The 15,648-nt window shown below is 67.9% G+C and carries 15 protein-coding genes; 11 read left to right on the top strand and 4 right to left on the bottom strand.

Annotated elements, in window-relative coordinates; genetic code table 11:
* Nucleotides 1-141: 141 nt before the first annotated feature.
* Entirely contained in the window at nt 142-633 is a 492-nt protein-coding gene (pal, locus tag ACM6JT_RS09155) for a peptidoglycan-associated lipoprotein Pal (RefSeq protein ID WP_131948965.1), read from the top strand.
* Nucleotides 634-786: 153 nt separating this feature from the next.
* Here pal and ACM6JT_RS09150 read toward each other — a convergent pair whose 3' ends face one another.
* On the bottom strand, nt 787-1,260 hold the full coding sequence (locus ACM6JT_RS09150; protein WP_414856314.1) for a hypothetical protein: 474 nt from the start codon (nt 1,258-1,260) through the stop codon (nt 787-789).
* Between the two features lie 203 nt (nt 1,261-1,463).
* Between ACM6JT_RS09150 and ACM6JT_RS09145 the strand changes: the two genes are divergently transcribed.
* Entirely contained in the window at nt 1,464-1,640 is a 177-nt protein-coding gene (locus ACM6JT_RS09145; protein WP_165948151.1) for a hypothetical protein, read from the top strand.
* A gap of 95 nt (nt 1,641-1,735) precedes the next feature.
* Here ACM6JT_RS09145 and ACM6JT_RS09140 read toward each other — a convergent pair whose 3' ends face one another.
* Genes ACM6JT_RS09140 through ACM6JT_RS09130 form a run of 3 tightly spaced genes read right to left on the bottom strand, consistent with a single transcriptional unit; the run spans nt 1,736 to nt 6,554 of the window.
* Nucleotides 1,736-2,995, bottom strand: coding sequence for a c-type cytochrome (locus ACM6JT_RS09140; protein WP_414856313.1), 1,260 nt, complete (start codon nt 2,993-2,995; stop codon nt 1,736-1,738).
* Nucleotides 2,992-3,678 carry a (2Fe-2S)-binding protein gene (locus ACM6JT_RS09135; protein ID WP_175747747.1) on the bottom strand — a complete coding sequence of 229 codons (687 nt, stop codon included), beginning with the start codon at nt 3,676-3,678 and terminating at the stop codon, nt 2,992-2,994. Before ACM6JT_RS09135 ends, ACM6JT_RS09140 begins: the two co-directional genes overlap by 4 nt.
* Nucleotides 3,675-6,554: a xanthine dehydrogenase family protein molybdopterin-binding subunit gene (locus ACM6JT_RS09130; RefSeq protein ID WP_414856312.1), complete on the bottom strand. Its 2,880-nt coding sequence runs from the start codon at nt 6,552-6,554 to the stop codon at nt 3,675-3,677. The genes ACM6JT_RS09135 and ACM6JT_RS09130 overlap by 4 nt, the downstream gene beginning before the upstream one ends.
* A gap of 511 nt (nt 6,555-7,065) precedes the next feature.
* On the opposite strand from ACM6JT_RS09130, the gene ACM6JT_RS09125 reads away from it, so the two are divergent.
* The 9 genes from ACM6JT_RS09125 to ACM6JT_RS09085 all read left to right on the top strand — a co-directional run bounded on the left by ACM6JT_RS09125 (nt 7,066) and on the right by ACM6JT_RS09085 (nt 15,582).
* Nucleotides 7,066-8,616 carry a sensor domain-containing diguanylate cyclase gene (locus tag ACM6JT_RS09125; protein WP_034180141.1) on the top strand — a complete coding sequence of 517 codons (1,551 nt, stop codon included), beginning with the start codon at nt 7,066-7,068 and terminating at the stop codon, nt 8,614-8,616.
* Nucleotides 8,617-8,873: 257 nt separating this feature from the next.
* Nucleotides 8,874-9,146: a hypothetical protein gene (locus tag ACM6JT_RS09120; protein WP_034180142.1), complete on the top strand. Its 273-nt coding sequence runs from the start codon at nt 8,874-8,876 to the stop codon at nt 9,144-9,146.
* 265 nt (nt 9,147-9,411) lie between these two features.
* On the top strand, nt 9,412-10,446 hold the full coding sequence (locus tag ACM6JT_RS09115; RefSeq protein ID WP_034180143.1) for a succinylglutamate desuccinylase/aspartoacylase family protein: 1,035 nt from the start codon (nt 9,412-9,414) through the stop codon (nt 10,444-10,446).
* 108 nt (nt 10,447-10,554) lie between these two features.
* Nucleotides 10,555-10,851 (top strand): type II toxin-antitoxin system MqsR family toxin, encoded by a 297-nt coding sequence (locus tag ACM6JT_RS09110; RefSeq protein WP_034180144.1) that lies wholly within the window; start codon nt 10,555-10,557, stop codon nt 10,849-10,851.
* Between the two features lie 2 nt (nt 10,852-10,853).
* Nucleotides 10,854-11,255 carry a type II toxin-antitoxin system MqsA family antitoxin gene (locus tag ACM6JT_RS09105; RefSeq protein WP_034180145.1) on the top strand — a complete coding sequence of 134 codons (402 nt, stop codon included), beginning with the start codon at nt 10,854-10,856 and terminating at the stop codon, nt 11,253-11,255.
* Between the two features lie 308 nt (nt 11,256-11,563).
* Nucleotides 11,564-12,124, top strand: a complete 561-nt coding sequence (locus ACM6JT_RS09100) for a GNAT family N-acetyltransferase (protein WP_175747741.1) — start codon at nt 11,564-11,566, stop codon at nt 12,122-12,124.
* A gap of 53 nt (nt 12,125-12,177) precedes the next feature.
* Entirely contained in the window at nt 12,178-13,119 is a 942-nt protein-coding gene (locus ACM6JT_RS09095; RefSeq protein ID WP_349686715.1) for an ABC transporter substrate-binding protein, read from the top strand.
* A gap of 53 nt (nt 13,120-13,172) precedes the next feature.
* The gene (locus ACM6JT_RS09090; protein ID WP_414856311.1) at nt 13,173-14,222 is read left to right on the top strand and encodes an LLM class flavin-dependent oxidoreductase; all 1,050 of its coding nucleotides are present in this window, start codon (nt 13,173-13,175) and stop codon (nt 14,220-14,222) included.
* Nucleotides 14,223-14,229: 7 nt separating this feature from the next.
* On the top strand, nt 14,230-15,582 hold the full coding sequence (locus tag ACM6JT_RS09085) for an LLM class flavin-dependent oxidoreductase (RefSeq protein ID WP_414856310.1): 1,353 nt from the start codon (nt 14,230-14,232) through the stop codon (nt 15,580-15,582).
* Nucleotides 15,583-15,648: the final 66 nt, after the last annotated feature.

Here is a 15,648-nt window from a genome sequence, read left to right as displayed (position 1 = left end):
ACTCTTTCATATGGCGCACCACCGGCTTACGGACATGCATCGCGTCGACGGAGCCGGACCTTTCGCGCCGTTGCAGCCGGATACGTACGTGCCGATGGCACGCACCACGCTTTCAACGCAGTCAACCGCTGGAGACGAACGATGAGCAAAACGAACCGATTTGCGGTCCTGGCCGCCGTCGCACTGCTGGCCGGTTGCCACCACGCGGCGAAAACACCCGAGAATGCCGGCATGGCGCCGACGCCCTCGAGCGAAACCGTCGCAACGGTGACGGCCGACGATCTCGACAATCCGAACAGCCCGCTCGCGAAACGCAGCATCTATTTCGATTTCGACGCGTATTCCGTGAAGCCTGAATTCCAGTCGCTGCTGCAGGCGCACGCCGACTACCTGCGCGGCCATCCGGCCCGGCGCGTGCTGATCCAGGGCAACACCGACGAACGCGGGACGTCCGAATACAACCTCGCGCTCGGCCAGCGCCGCTCGCAAGCCGTGTTGAGCGCGCTGGAAACGCTCGGCGTGCCGGGCACGCAACTCGAGGCCGTCAGCCTCGGCAAGGAAAAGCCGGTCGCGCTCGGCCACGACGAGGATTCGTGGGCGCAGAACCGCCGCGCCGATCTCGTCTATCGTTGACCGGACGCCGCCGCGACGGCGGCATCCGCGTAAAGGAACGCGTGGCAGGCCGCCGGCCGCGGACGCGGGCGCGGGCGCGGCCGAGCGGTGCCGCTCGGCTCGCCGGGTTCATGCGCGTCACCGGTCACGCACACGATACGCGGCGCTTCGCGCTCAACGCCGGCGTTCGAGCCGCCGATGCAGCCAGTGCGACATCACGGCCGACGTGACGAACGAATCGAGTATGGCGATCATGTTGATGCCGCCGATTTCATCGTCGTTCAGCAGGCGGCTCTGTAGCAGCACATAACTGATCATCGAACAGGTGCCCACGACGATCCCCAGCAATACGAACCAGCGCCGCCGGATCCGCGTGCCGATCGCGCCCATGATGCCGCCCGCGACCGTCGCCGGCAGGAAATAGCCGAACAGGAACGACGCGAAGAAGATCATCGGCACCATGCCGGCGCTGACTTTCAGCACGTCCCATGACGGGCCGTCGATCAACGTCCACGCGATCAGCATCACGCCCGGCCAGACGAGCGCCGCGACCAGCGGGCCGCCGACGGCAAATGACAGGCAGCCGAGCACGATGGGCCGGGACGGACGCGACGGTTCACGCGGCGGGCTCTCGAGAGTTGCATTCATGGTTTTTGTATTCGGAATCGGAATGGCGGCGTGCCGGAGTGTACCAACGCATCGCGCAGCGGATTCGATCCGGCACCATCGCGCGCGACGATACGCAAAAAGCATGGAATAAACGGCCCGCCCGAGACGTTTCGTCATCGCGCAGACGCGCGGTTCACGCGAACCGGCCTGTCCTGCGGCCTGCGCGCTGCAAGGAGATTGCAATGAAATCGACAACGTTGGCCGCGGCGTTGATCGCGGCGCTGATGCTTTTGCTGTCGGCGGGATGTACGCAGCCGGGCAGCGGCACTTCGCAAGGACCGGGCATGAGCCGGTACGGCGGCGGCGGCTCGGGAGGCAGCGGTGGCGGAGGCGGTGGTGGAGGTGGCGGCGGCTACTGAAGAACCGCCTCGAAAAGTCGGACGATGCATCGCACGCGAGGACCGGAAACCGGCCGCATCGCGCGCGACGCCCCGCCCTGCGGCGTGACCCGGACTTAACGCATCGCCTTCACGTCGGCCGGCGTGACGCTCGCGGGCTGACCGCCCCACGTCGCGCGCAGGTAGTTCGCGAGCTGGGCGAGTTCGTCATCGCTCAGCGTGCGCGCGAAACCCGGCATCGGCTGCAGGTTTTCGAAGCCGGCAAATTTCTGCTCGTCGATGCCGTCGAGCATCGCGACCAGCAGGTTGCGCGGATCGCCCTGGCGCACCGTCGAGTTGCCGTTCATCGGCACTGCAACGTGCGGCTTGCCTTCGCCGTTGAAGCCGTGACAGCCCGCGCACACCGCGAGATACACCGAGCGGCCGGCCGCGAGCTGCGCGGCGTCGGCCGACACCGGCTTCACGGGCTGCGGCGCGGGCGGCGTATCGCCGAGCAGATACACGGACAGCGCGCGCAGGTCATCCTTCGTCAGGTATTGCGTGCTCAGGTGCACGACCGGATACATCTCGCCGAACGCCGAGCCTTGCGGCGCGATGCCGACGCCGAAGAACGCCTGCAGGTCGGTACCCGTCCAGCCGCGCGCGGCGAGGCCGGCCGGCGTGATGTCCGGCGCGGCCACGCGGCCGAGCGCGGCGCCCGCGAACGGCTTCGCGCCGTCGAGCTGGCCCGTGAACGTGCGCGGCGTGTGGCATTCCGCGCAGTGGCCGAGCGCGCCCGCGAGATAACGGCCGCGCTGCCAGTCGGCGGATTGCCCGGCCGACGCGTCCGGCAGGCTGTCCTTCAGGAACAACAGATCCCACACGGCCATGCCGAAGCGCAGGTTGTACGGGAACTTCAGCTCGTGCGCGCGGTTCTCCTGCGCGACCGGCCTGACCGTCATCAGGTACGCGTACATCGCGTCGGTATCGGCACGCGTGAGCTGCCGGTACGACGTGTACGGCATCGACGGATACAGCCGCTTGGACGGCGCCTTGCCGTCGTGCAGCGCGGCGTAAAAGTCGTCCGCGCTCCAGCTGCCGATCCCGTGATCCTTGTCGGGCGTAATGTTCGAGCCATAGAACGTGCCGTACGGCGAATCGAGCTTCGCGCCGCCGGCGAACGGCGCGCCGTCCTTCGCGGTGTGGCACGCCGCGCAGTCGGCGGCCTTGACGAGATAACGGCCGCGCGCGACCGGGTCGGCACCGGGCGCACCGGTAGCCGCGTTCGAGGCCGGCGCGTCATGGCTGCCGCAGGCGGCGAGCAGCAGCGCGCAGGCCGCCGCGAGCGCGGGCAGGCCCGCGGCCCGCGCGACACGATGGGCGAATGTGCGTTTCATGCGGCGTCCTTCACGAGTCCCGGCGTCGTCAGCACCACGTCCTTCACGGCTTCGTAGTAGCGGACGTAGCCCGTGCAGCGGCAGATGTGCGCGTCGAGCGCGTCGGTGATCGTGCGTTCGACGTCGGCCTTCGCGACCGGCTCGCGCTTCAGGCGCTCGATCAGCACGGTTGCCGCGTTGACGAAGCCCGGCGTGCAGTAGCCGCACTGGAAGCTGAAGTGCTCGAGGAACTTCTGCTGGATCGGCGACAGCTCGACCACTTCGCCCGCGTCGTTGCGCTTCGCGTGGCCTTCGATCGTGCGGATCGAGCGGCCGTGGAAGAAGTGCGCGCCGGTAATGCAGGTGCGCATTTCCTCGCTCGTGCCGTCCGGCTTGTCGACGATCACGACGCATGCGTGGCAGATGCCCTGCCCGCAACCGAGCCGCGAACCGGTGAGGCCTGCATACTCGTGCAGGAACTCGATCATCATCAGCCCTTCGGGCACCTGCATCGGGCCGACGGACTTGCCGTTGATGTTGACCGACAGCGGCTTCTGCTGGAACCGGACGAGCGGACGCTCGACGGCGGCCGGAGCTGCGGCCGGCGCGGATGCCGGCACGGCCGAAGCCGCGCTCGGCGCGGACGCGCCAGTCGCAGCCGCGCTGGCGCTCGCGGCCGAAGCCGCGGTTTGGGCGGTCGTCATGCGAGCACCTCCTGAATCTTTTGCGGGGTCACCGGCAGGTCGGTGAAACGATGGCCGATCGCGTGCGCGATGCCGTTCACGATCGCGCCGACGACGGGGATCATCACCACTTCGGCGACGCCCTTCGGCGGATCGGTCTCGGACAGCGGCGGCAGGATGTCGCCCGTCTGCGACCACACGGCGACGTCGGATGCGCGCGGCAACGGGTAGCGGTTGAAGTTCCACGTGCCGTTGCCGGGGCCGTCCTCGTAGAGCGGCAGGTATTCATGCAGCGCATGGCCGATGCCCATCGCAAGGCCGCCCTGCAACCGGCCCGACACGAGCTGCGGCGAAATCTGGTTGCCGCATTCCATGATCGAGTGGTGCGTGAGCAGTTCGACCTTGCCGGTCGCTTCGTGCACGGCCAGCTCGACGAGCGTGCCGACGGCCGTGTAGTACGTGACGGCCGCGTTGTTGCGGCTCGTCGGCGGGATGAACACGCGCTTGCGGTCCAGCACGCGGTAGCCGTTCGCGGTCGGCGGCAGCGTGCCGTGCATCGCGGTCGCGCCGGCCGGTGCGGCGGTGCCCGGCACCGGGCCGCTGCCGTCGCCCGTCTTCGGCGCACCGACGCGCAGCGACAGCCCGTCGATCGGCAAACGTTCGACCGTGCCGCCCACTTCGAACTCGGCGTCGGTCCATTGCCAGCGGTTGAACACGTGCACGACGGCGCCGGTCGGCAGGCCGAGCGCATGCGCCTGCTTCGCGAGCTGCTCGAACGTCAGCGGCTCGAGGCCGTCGGCGGTCAGCTTGCCGTCGACCCAGCGCGCGTCCTCGATGCGGATCGTGTACGGCGCGGCCTGGCCGCCGCCGAGGCCGCGTGTCCAGATCGACATCGCGGCCGGCCACAGCCCGTAGCGGAACACCGCGCGCGCGGCTTCGCGTGTGCTGTGCGTGAAGTAGTACGCCGAGTTCGTCGCGCTCGACGGCGACGCGTAGTTCGGCGACCAGCGCGGGTTCGCGCTCAGCCGATCCTGATCGGCCTGCGACATGATGTACGGATCGCCGCTCGTCTCGACCGGCAGGTCCGGCCACTCGGTCACGGCAACGCGCACGTCGGTCGCCGGACGGCCGAGCCATTTCGCGACCGCGACGGCCTGCGACGTCGACATGCCCGTGCCGATCTCGGCAGCCGTATGCTGCAGCGACACCTTGCCGTGCTCGTCGAACTCGACCTTCGCGAACGACGCTTCCGCGCCCGTGCCGAAATCCTTCTGCACGCATGCGAAGCCGACGCCGTAGCGCTTGCCCGGGTTCGCGGCCTCGAATTCCGCCTTGCGCGCGGCGCGGCGCGTCCACAGCGGATGCTGCTTCGCACGCTCCAGCACTTCGTCGACGCGCAGCGCGCCGGCCGGAATCGCACCCTGCGTGTTCTTCATCCCCGAACGCAGCGCGTTGCGCAGCCGGAAATCGATCGGGTCGAGGTTCAGTTGCGCGGCGATCTCGTCGACCGCCATCTCGGTCGCGGCCATGCTCTGCAGCGTGCCGTAGCCGCGCGCGGAACCGGCGTCGATCGCGCGCGACGCGATCGCCACGGCCGCGAGGTCGCTCTTCGGGAAGTAGTAGATCGATTGCGCGGCCGTCGCGCCGACCATCGCCACCGACGGCGAGAAGTTCGAGCGCCCGCCGCCGTTCGCCTCGAAGTCGCCCTTGAACGACTGCAGCAGGCCGGTGTTGCGGTCGACCGCGATCCGGTAGTGCATCCTGAACGCGTGACGCTTCAGCGACGTCTGGAACTGCTCGTAGCGGTCGTTCGCGAAACGCACCGGGCGGCCGTCCGCGTACAGCGCGCAGACGAGCCCGTAGAACGGCACGTTGAAGTGATCCTTCGAACCGTAGCCGACCGTGTAGCACGGATGCACGAACAGCTTCTTCACCGGGAAGCGGGTTTTCGCGACCATCGCGGCCGCGTTCTCCGCCACTTCGAGCGGCGATTGCGTCGGCACGACGAGATGCAGCGACTGCGTCGCGGCGTCGTACCAGCAGTTCGCGTTGTCGGGTTCGAGCGCGGCCGTGTCGACCGACTGCGTGTTGTACTCGCGATCGAACACGAGCCAGTCGGCCGTCGGATGGTCGAGCTCGGCGGCGATCTGCGCGGCGAGGAACATGCCCTGCTCGTCGAGCTTGCCGTGCTCCTTGCCGTCCGGCCATACCGGCAGGTGCTTGCGCATCATGCTCGGGAAGATCGGTGCATCCTTCAGGCTCGAATAGACGTCGTCGTCGTAGGCCGTCTTGCCGCCCACGCGCACATAGCGGAAGGTGCCCCACGGATCGCGCTCGAGCGGGCCCGTGACCGCGCCGTAGCGGATCACGTCGTCGCGGAACTTGAGCGCGTTCTTCGCGAAGCGGAAGCGCGCGAAGTCGTGATAGATCAGGATCGCGACCGCATGGCCGAGATACGCGGGCGTCTTGCCGGCCGGCAACAGCATGTCGTCCCCATAGAACACCGGGAACGCAACGCCGTCGCGCGCGAGATCGTCGGCCGTGACCACGCGGTCCGGTTTCAGGTCGTCGCCGAGCAGCGACAGGTCGAAGCCTTCGTAGGTGCGGTCGGCCTGCGTGACACGCAGGATCAGCGCATGCGACTGCTGCTGCGGCCAGTGCGGCATGTCGGCCGCGCGGACGTCGCGGGCGAACACTTTCGAGCCCGTGACCTTCGCGATGCCGTCGATGCGGAATTGGGGGATGCCGGTGACGCTATCCCATTTGACGGGGGTGAGGAGTTTTTCTTCGAAGAGCGCCGCGAATGCGCGGCTGCCCAGCGGCGCGACATACACTGCGACGCCCGCCAGCACGCTGGCTTTCAGAAAACCCCGCCGTGACAGGCCGTGGTTTTTCATGTGGGGAGAACCTCCTGATGCGGCTCGATCGGCGATCGGGTGTCGCGGCGTTCGGAGCGGCGCGCATTCTGGCATTGTTTTTGATATATCGCCTATAGTATTTCCCGCATGAAATACTTATTGGATTTCTTATAACGGGATTCGGCCGAGGTGCGGCGCGTGGTCGCGGGGTGCGTTTGCATGCCGCGCATCTGCTTCGGCCAGCATCGATACCGGCCGGCAGGCAAGCTCGCCACGCATCGCGGCCGGTCTCCGGCCGACCGCCGGATATCGTTTCGTCGGCAACGATGCCGCCTCCGTGCCGTCGAATGCGCAGGGCTTTCGCACGCGTGGCTTGCGACTGGCCGCCGCCGCGGTGTCCGGTGCCGGCGATGTGCTCCTGCCATGCGCCAGGACGCTCCGCGCCGCGCATGTTTCATGGTAATGTCGCGCGTATCCGGCTTGCCGGTGCCTCCGCCACGTGCCGTGCGGGCGCCGCCAGCCATCGCGACTCGTGTCGAGGTCAAAAACCATGGCAGTCAGGGCATCCATCCTGAACTCCGTTCTCGCCACACCCTCCTCCGGCAACCACCATGTCACGGCGGCGTTGCGCCCGTCGATGCTGGTCACGCTGTTCGAAGATATTCGCCCGATGGCGATGTCCGGGCTCGCGAGCGGCTTCGTCGCGGTCGTCGCGCTGATCCGGCTGCAGCAGCTCTGGTGCCTCGCGTGGCTGATCATCGACGTCGGCCTGCTCGCCGCCCGGCTCGCGATCGCGCGTGCCTACACGGTGCGCCGCGACGCCGGCGACGATCGCGCCGAATACTGGGCGAGGCGCTATGCGCCCGTGTCGCTCGCCGCATGCTTCGTGCTCGGCCTCGGCGTGATGGGTTGCGTGGACGCCGTCGACGTCGAGCTCGGCACGTTGTCGGTGATGGTCGCGGGCGGCGTGTTCGGCGGGATCGCATCGCGCAATTCGGCGCTGCCGCGGCTCGCGATGACACAGGTCACGCTCGGCGTGCTGCCGATCGCCCTCGGCGCGATGCTGGCGGACCGGCCGGGCGCGTGGCTGCTGCTGCCGCCGCTCGCGATCTATCTCGCGGCCATGCGCACGGTCGTCCAGCGCCATTACCGCGTGCTCGTCGCGCTGATCGCCGCGCGCCAGCGCAACGCCGAACTCGTCGCGCACTTCGACGCCGCACTCACCTACATGCCGCACGGCCTGTGCATGATCGACAGCGAGACCCGCGTGATCGTCGCGAACCGCCGCACCGCGCAGCTGTTCGGCTCGCCGCGCGAGATCATGCTCGATACGCCGCTGGCCGACGTCGTCGCGGCGCTCGGCACGAACGCCATGTGCGATCCCGGCGGCGCCGGTCTCGCCGCGCAGTGCGACGTCTGGCTGACCCGCGACGAACCGGAGCCGTTCGACATCGCGCTCGCCGACGGCCGCCAGCTCGAACTGACGCGCCACCGCGTGCCGGACGGCAACGCAGTGGTCATCGTCGAGGACGTCACCACGCGCCGCCAGACCGAGCAGCACATCCGGCATCTCGCGCGGCACGACGCGTTGACGGGTTTGCCGAACCGCCACGAACTGCATGCCCAGCTCAAGCGGATGCTTTCGCACCGGCCGCACATGCCGGGCCCGTCGCTCGCCGTCATGTATCTCGACCTCGACGGCTTCAAGGCGATCAACGACCGCTTCGGCCATCAGGCCGGCGACGAGGTGCTGACGCAGGTCGCCGAGCGGCTCGGCAAGACCCTGCCGCCCGGCGAGCTTGCGGCGCGCATCGGCGGCGACGAATTCGTCGTCGCGATCGACGACACGACGATGCACGCGTGCTCGCTCCTCGCCGCGCGCATCATCCGGCAGATCTCAGCACCGTATACGCTGTCGATCGGCAAGATCGTCAGCCTCGGGATCAGCATCGGCATCGCGCTCGACGACGGGCACGGCTCCCCCGACGAACTGATCCGCCAGGCCGACAGCGCGCTGTACGACGCGAAGTCGGCCGGCAAGGGCATCTACCGCTTCTATTCGAACGGCAGCCGCCGCGTGGCGCCGGCCACCGCCAGCTGACCTGACGGCACGCGCGGCCCGCTCATCGTCGTTTCCGCTACCGGCCGCATCCTCCCGGCGATTCAATCTCGAAACACTTTGCGTGGTCGCACGTCGCGCCGCGCGCTCGCGTGTCACGTGACGTGTTCCGTAACATCGCCGCTCGCCACCCGTTACGTTGACCGCAGAAGCCTGCACGATCGATGCAGCGGACGCCATTTCGTGGTTGGCATTCTTATTGCTCCTTGATGGGGAAAGAACATTTCAGGGAGCCCAACATGAATACCGTCGAAGTCCTCGCCAGAACCGAAACGATCGACGAACAAACCGTGATCGACGGCGCGTCCCTGATCCGGCGGCTCGTTTTCGAGCGCCGCACGCCCGCCCGTGAAGCCGCGTGCGTCGACAATCCGCCGCTGACGCTGTACGGCGCGTTTCGCCAGGGCGTCACCGATTACGGCGCGCGGCGCGCGAATCCGTATCGCGCCGGCAGCCGTTTCTGGGCATTGTGGGAAGAAGGACGTCTCGAAGCTGAAACATCGGGTCGCTGAGCCGGCCGCGCGCGCCGGCCCTGCTGCGGCAAGGGATCGGCGCGAAATTTGACGCACGAATGCGGCCGGGCCACGCGGCCGCATGCGTTCACCGATGCAACATCGCGCGCGGTTTCGCGTATCGGCAGGCCGGCTCGCCCATGCGCATCCATGCGCATCCGCTCGCATGCCGGTTGACGGCAGTCGGCGTTGTGCGCTCCCCGCGCGCCGCGTGGCGGTCGTTTCCCGATAAGATGGCAGATTCCGTTCATCGAACGATGCCGCCATGACCGCCTCTTCCTCACAGCGAAACCCCATCCACTGCGAAATCGATCTCGATGCGCAAGGCAAGCACGCGGGCTACCTGCGGCTGCCGCATTCCGTGCACCGCTCGGCGTACGGCTGGCTGCCGATCCCGATCGCGTCGATCCGCAACGGCGACGGCCCGGTCGCGCTCGTGATGGCCGGCAACCACGGCGACGAATACGAAGGCCAGATCATCGTGTCGCAGCTGATGCGCGAGATCGAACCCGAGATGGTCAGCGGGCAGCTGATCCTGCTGCCGATGGCGAATTTCCCCGCGGCAGACGCGGGCCTGCGCGTGTCGCCGCTCGACGAAGGCAACCTGAACCGCAGTTTCCCCGGCGATCCGACCGGCACGCCGACGCAGATGATCGCCCACTACATCGAGCACGCGCTGCTGTCGCGTGCGCAGTATCTGGTCGACCTGCATTCGGGCGGCAGTTCGCTGCTGTACCAGGGCGGCAACATGCTCGCGATCGATCCGCTCGACGCGGACGAAGCCGCGAAGCTCAACGGGCTGCTGGTCGCGTTCGGCTTGCCGAATGCGCTGCTGCACGCGCCGAACCCCGTGCATTCGGCATCGGCCGCGCGCCGCCAAGGCGCGATCTCGATCGTGACCGAACTGGGCGGCGCGGGCATGGCCGATCCGTCGCTGATCCGGCTCGGCCGCCACGGGCTGCTGCACTACCTCGGTTATATCGGCCTGCTGCGCGGCGCGCTCGTGCCCGACGCACCGCCGACCGTCACGCGCTTCTTGCGCGTCGACGGCGACCGCCACTTCGTCTATGCATACGAGCGCGGGCTGTACGAGCCGCTCGTCGAACTCGGCGACCAGGTGAAGGCCGGACAACCGGCCGCGTGGGTGCATTTCCCCGATACGCCGTTGCGCGAACCGATGCTGCACCGGTTCAACGGCGACGGCGAAGTGGTGTGCAAGCGCGTGCCCGCGCAGGTGCGGCGCGGCGATTGCCTGTTTCAGCTGGCGGAGCTGTCGGCTGCGCCGAGCGTTGGCCATTAGGCCAGTTCCGGATTCATCCCCTTTCCGTGCAGTCTGTCATTCATGGCGGACGGCACACGTGCGTCATTAACCAACTTGACAAATTAACCCTTTTGGTTATGATCGCAAATGGAAAAGAATTCGGCTCATTGCAAGCTGTCCCGGATCAAAACGCTCATCGAGAACGGCAAGGTGCGTTTGACCGCGAGCGCGGTATTCGGCGCCCGGCAACTCGGTTTTACGGAACGGGAGGCAGTCGGTGTCGTCATGTCGCTGACAGCCGCCGATTTCTACAAGAGCATGACGACGTATGCCGACCATACGATCTGGCAAGACGTCTATCAACGTCGCACAGTCCATGGCGACGTGTACCTGAAACTGACAGTGATCGACGACGTGCTGATCGTGTCTTTCAAGGAGCGGTGAAAATGAAGTGCCCTGCCTGCGGTGCCGCCAAGCTGGTCCGCGATACACGAGATATCCCCTATACGTACAAGGGTCGATCGACGGTCGTCCGCGATATCACCGGTGATTTCTGCCCGGCCTGCGGAGAGTCGGTCCTCGACCTCGACGAGGCGACCCGTCTCGGCGACGCGATCACCGAGTTCAACAAACAGGTGAACTCGACCATCGTCGACCCGAAGTACATTGCGAAGGTACGCAAGAAGCTGATGCTGGACCAGCGCGAGGCGGCCGAGATATTCGGTGGCGGTGTCAACGCGTTCTCCCGCTACGAAACCGGCAAGACGAACCCGCCGCTCGCCCTTGTGAAACTGTTCAAGATACTGGATCGCCATCCGGATCTGCTTGCCGAAGTGCGGGCCGCATAGGTTCGCGCCATTCGGCATTGCGCATGCGTGAAGCACGAGCTTCAACGCATGCGCTTTCCACCCCCACCCCACTCCCGCTGCAAGCCTTCTGACGCCTGCCGCGAAATCCTTATCGAAATTGCTTCGTTCGCCTTTGCCGGCCGCGCCGCTAACGTGTTCAAAACGGCGGCGGTCCGCCGCATGCATCGCAGGATGCGCATCGGCCGCCGTCATCACGACAACCGCGCCGCGATAACGGAACAGACCGGACGGGCCATGTGCCCGCACCCCGAAAGGAACGTCCGCATCGCGCGCCCTTCGCGATGCCCATGGCCACGAACGACCGCCTCATCGACACGACGCCGCTCGACGTCCGCGCGCAACCGCTGATCGACGCGCTGATCGACGAGTATTCGACCCGTTACGACGCGTACCGCCCCGACAGCCGCGCATCCGCGCGCGACGAACTCGCGCGCTATCCGGCCGAACTGTTCGCGCCGCCCGAAGGCGCGTTCGTGCTGCTGCTGCGCGACGGCGAAACGATCGGCGGCGGCGCGTTCAAGCGCTACGACGCGCAGACCGCCGAGCTCAAACGCATCTGGACCCGCACGGACCTGCGCCGTCAGGGCCTCGCGCGGCTCATCGTCGAAGCGCTCGAGCTGCGCGCCGCGCAGCAGGGCTATCGACGCCTCTACCTGACCACCGGTTTTCGCCAGCCCGAAGCCTGGGCGCTGTACGACCGCACCGGCTATACGCGGCTGTTCGATTCGTCGATCGACCCCGAAGCGTATTTCCACCTGCGGTTCGGCAAGGATCTCGCCGATCCGTCGCGCACGTCGACGCTCGCCGACCTGTGGGCGCCGTTGCCCGAGCCGGCACTGCCGCGCTGAGCCCATCGCTCCCCCCGACTCCGCTCCCTACGACACGACAACAGGACGTTTTCATGCAACGAGCCGTACCGCATTCTTCCCGCGCCATCCGCACGCTGGCCGCCGCGCTGATCGGCCTGACCGCATTCACCGCGGCCGCCGCGACGTTCGACCTGAGCCCCGAGCAGCGCGGCCGCCCGCGCGGCGTGGCCGATGCGGCCGTCGAACGCGCGGTGCCCGCGTCGTTCAAGTTCGCCGAGCCCGGCACGCTGACGATCGGCATCGCGCCGAGCCTGCCGCCGATCAGCTCGTATGCGACCGACGCGCGCACGGTGGTCGGCTTCGACGCCGACGTCGGCCAGCTCGTGTCCGACAGCCTCGGCCGCAAGCTGAAGATCGTCGCGCTCGCGTGGGCCGACTGGCCGCTCGCGCTCGAATCGGGGAAAGTCGATGCGGTGATCTCGAACGTGACCGTCACCGAGGAGCGCAAGCAGAAATTCGATTTCTCGTCGTACCGCCACGATCTGGTCGGCTTCTACGTGCGCAACGACAGCAAGATCCAGGCGATCCGCGAGCCGAAGGACGTCGCGGGGCTGCGCGTCGTGACCGACGCCGGCACCAACCAGGAAAAGATCCTGCTCGCGTGGGACCGCGAAAACGTCGCGCACGGGCTGAAACCCGTGCAGATCCAGTACTACGACGACCAGGCGATGCGCATCGTCGCCGTGCAGTCGGGCCGCGCCGATGCCGTGTTCAGCGTGAACTCGGTGCTCGCGTACCAGAGCGCGCAGCAAGGCAAGACGCGGCTCGTCGGCGCGATCAGCGGCGGCTGGCCGCGCACGGCCGACATCGCGATCGCGACGCGCCGCGGCAGCGGGCTCGCCGAGCCGCTGACCGTCGCGCTGAACGGGCTGATCAAGAACCGCCGCTACCAGCAGGTGCTCGACCGCTGGAACCTCGCGTCCGAAGCGATCGACCAGTCGCGCACGAATCCGCCGGGGCTGCCGAAGAGCTGAGCGCCGCACGCGCCCACCGTCCATCCACGCCATACGCAGGAACGCCGCTCACCATGTCTTATTCGCTTTCGTTGCTGGACAAGAGTCCGATCGCCGACGGCGCGAGCGCCGCCGACGCGCTGCGCTTCACCACGACGCTTGCGCAGCGCGCCGAACAGCTCGGCTACGAGCGCTTCTGGGTCGCCGAGCATCACGGCACGCCGGGTTTCGCGAGTTCCGCGCCGGAGATCGTCGTCGCGCACCTGCTCGCGCACACGTCGCGCATCCGCGTCGGCTCGGGCGGCGTGATGCTGCAGCACTACAGCCCGTTCAAGGTCGCCGAAGCGTTCAAGCTGCTGGCCGCGCTCGCGCCGGGCCGCGTCGATCTCGGCATCGGCAAGGCGCCCGGCGGGCTGCCGCTGACCACGCGCGCGCTGCAGTCGTTCCACGACAAGGCGAAGAAGCCCGACTTCGCGGGCCAGCTCGCGGAGCTCGACGCGTTTCTCGGCTGGGGCGTCGCCGAAGATCATCCGCTCGCCGGCGCGGTCGCGATGCCGGTGCCGCCGCAGCCACCCGAACGCATCCTGCTCGGCGGCTCGCCGGACAGCGGCGCGCTCGCCGCGCGCCACGGCTGGCGCTTCTGCTACGCGGGGCATTTCAACGGCGACGACGCGAATCTCGAACGCTCGCTGGACGCGTACCGCAGCGCGGGCGGCACACGGGCGCTCGTCGCGCTGTACGCGGTGGCCGCGCCGACGCGCGACGAGGCCGAGCAACTGATCGGACCGCTGAAGATCTTCAAGCTGCAGTTCGCGGGCGGGCAGAGTTTCAACCTGGCGAGCGCACAGGCGGCCGCCGAATTCGCGCGGCAAAGCGGCGCGTCCGACTACCGGATCGACGAGCTGCGCCCGACCGTGCTGGCCGATACGCCCGAGCGCGTGCACCGCGCGCTCGATGCGCTGAGCCGGCGGCTCGACGTCGATGCGTTCGTGATCGATTCGCCGGTGACCGACTACGCGGCGCGGCTCGCGTCGGTCGAATGGCTCGGCGGCGCGCTGTCGGCCACGCCGTTGCAAGCGGCCCTCGCGGCCGACCGCTCCCTCTCCCCTGACCAGAACGCGTGACGCTCCCATGACGACCCGACGATCGATCCCCTTCGGCCTGATGCTGCAAGGCGCAGGCAGCCACATGAACGCATGGCGGCACCCGAGCAACCCGCCGGACGCGAGCATCAACCTCGATTTCGCGATCGGCATCGCGCGCAAGGCGGAAGCCGCCGGCATCGCGTTCGCGTTCGTCGCGGACGGCCTCTACATCAACGAGAAGTCGATCCCGCATTTCCTGAACCGCTTCGAGCCGCTGACCGTGCTGTCGGCGCTCGCGGTCGCGACGAAGAAGATCGGGCTCGCGGGAACCATCTCGACGTCGTACAGCGAGCCGTTCACGGTCGCGCGCCAGCTCGCGTCGCTCGACGCGATCAGCGGCGGCCGCGCCGGCTGGAACGTCGTGACGACACCGCTCGAAGGCACCGCGAAGAATTTCGGCAAGGCGCATCCCGATCACGAACTGCGCTACGAGATAGCCGACGAATACCTCGACGTCGTGCAGGGCCTGTGGGACAGCTGGGACGACGACGCGTTCGTGCGCGACCGCGCGACCGGCCGCTTCTTCGATCGCGACAAGCTGCACACGCTCGATCACCACGGCCGCTTCTTCCAGGTCGCGGGCCCGCTCAACATCCAGCGCTCGCCGCAGGGGCAGCCGGTGATCTTCCAGGCCGGCTCGTCCGACACCGGCATCGGGCTCGCGGGAAAGTACGCGGACGCGGTGTTCACGCATTCGCCGTCGCTCGACGAAACAGCCGCGTTCACGCGACGCGTGAAGCAGAGCGCGGTCGAGCACGGGCGGCAAGCCGACGACGTGAAGATCTTCCCCGGCGTCGGGCCGATCGTCGGCCGCACGGCCGCCGAGGCCGAAGACAAATACCAGGCGATCCGCGACCTGCTGACGATCGACGAAGCGCTCGCATATCTCGGCCGCTATTTCGATCACCACGATTTCACGCAATACGCGCTGGATGCGCCGTTCCCGGAACTCGGCGACCTCGGCCGCAACAGCTTCCGCTCGACCACCGACCGGATCAAGGCCGACGCGAAGAGCAAAGGCCTGTCGCTGCGCGAGACGGCGCTCGCGGTCGCGACGCCGCGCCCGAACTTCATCGGCACGGCCGAGCATGTCGCCGACGAGCTGATCCGCTGGCACGACGCAGGCGCCGGCGACGGCTTCATCCTCGGCTTTCCGGTGCAGGCGCAAGGCGTCGACGATTTCGTCGAACTCGTGATTCCGGTGCTCGAGGCGCGCGGCCGCTACAGCCGCGACCTGCCCGGCGCGACGCTGCGCGACCACCTCGGCCTGCCGCGCAAGGCGAGCCGCCACGCGGCACCCGGCGCGGCGCAGGAAACGGCGGCCGAAGCACACGCCTGAGCCACCGCGGCCCGGCCATGTGCCGACCGCCGCGCCGCCCGTGCGCGGCACGACCGACTGACCGAC

Origin of the sequence: Burkholderia sp. IT-111MI5, assembly GCF_949752865.1 — a bacterium.
GTDB lineage: Bacteria > Pseudomonadota > Gammaproteobacteria > Burkholderiales > Burkholderiaceae > Burkholderia > Burkholderia pyrrocinia_C.
Note: the sequence above shows the minus strand (reverse complement) of the source record. Positions and strands in the feature narration are given on the sequence as shown.

Coding starts and splice junctions, on each gene's coding strand:
- pal (WP_131948965.1), top strand. CDS start 142: ATGAGCAAAACGAACCGATTTGCGGTCCTGGCCGCCGTCGCACTGCTG.
- ACM6JT_RS09150 (WP_414856314.1), bottom strand. CDS start 1,260: ATGAATGCAACTCTCGAGAGCCCGCCGCGTGAACCGTCGCGTCCGTCC.
- ACM6JT_RS09145 (WP_165948151.1), top strand. CDS start 1,464: ATGAAATCGACAACGTTGGCCGCGGCGTTGATCGCGGCGCTGATGCTT.
- ACM6JT_RS09140 (WP_414856313.1), bottom strand. CDS start 2,995: ATGAAACGCACATTCGCCCATCGTGTCGCGCGGGCCGCGGGCCTGCCC.
- ACM6JT_RS09135 (WP_175747747.1), bottom strand. CDS start 3,678: ATGACGACCGCCCAAACCGCGGCTTCGGCCGCGAGCGCCAGCGCGGCT.
- ACM6JT_RS09130 (WP_414856312.1), bottom strand. CDS start 6,554: ATGAAAAACCACGGCCTGTCACGGCGGGGTTTTCTGAAAGCCAGCGTG.
- ACM6JT_RS09125 (WP_034180141.1), top strand. CDS start 7,066: ATGGCAGTCAGGGCATCCATCCTGAACTCCGTTCTCGCCACACCCTCC.
- ACM6JT_RS09120 (WP_034180142.1), top strand. CDS start 8,874: ATGAATACCGTCGAAGTCCTCGCCAGAACCGAAACGATCGACGAACAA.
- ACM6JT_RS09115 (WP_034180143.1), top strand. CDS start 9,412: ATGACCGCCTCTTCCTCACAGCGAAACCCCATCCACTGCGAAATCGAT.
- ACM6JT_RS09110 (WP_034180144.1), top strand. CDS start 10,555: ATGGAAAAGAATTCGGCTCATTGCAAGCTGTCCCGGATCAAAACGCTC.
- ACM6JT_RS09105 (WP_034180145.1), top strand. CDS start 10,854: ATGAAGTGCCCTGCCTGCGGTGCCGCCAAGCTGGTCCGCGATACACGA.
- ACM6JT_RS09100 (WP_175747741.1), top strand. CDS start 11,564: ATGGCCACGAACGACCGCCTCATCGACACGACGCCGCTCGACGTCCGC.
- ACM6JT_RS09095 (WP_349686715.1), top strand. CDS start 12,178: ATGCAACGAGCCGTACCGCATTCTTCCCGCGCCATCCGCACGCTGGCC.
- ACM6JT_RS09090 (WP_414856311.1), top strand. CDS start 13,173: ATGTCTTATTCGCTTTCGTTGCTGGACAAGAGTCCGATCGCCGACGGC.
- ACM6JT_RS09085 (WP_414856310.1), top strand. CDS start 14,230: ATGACGACCCGACGATCGATCCCCTTCGGCCTGATGCTGCAAGGCGCA.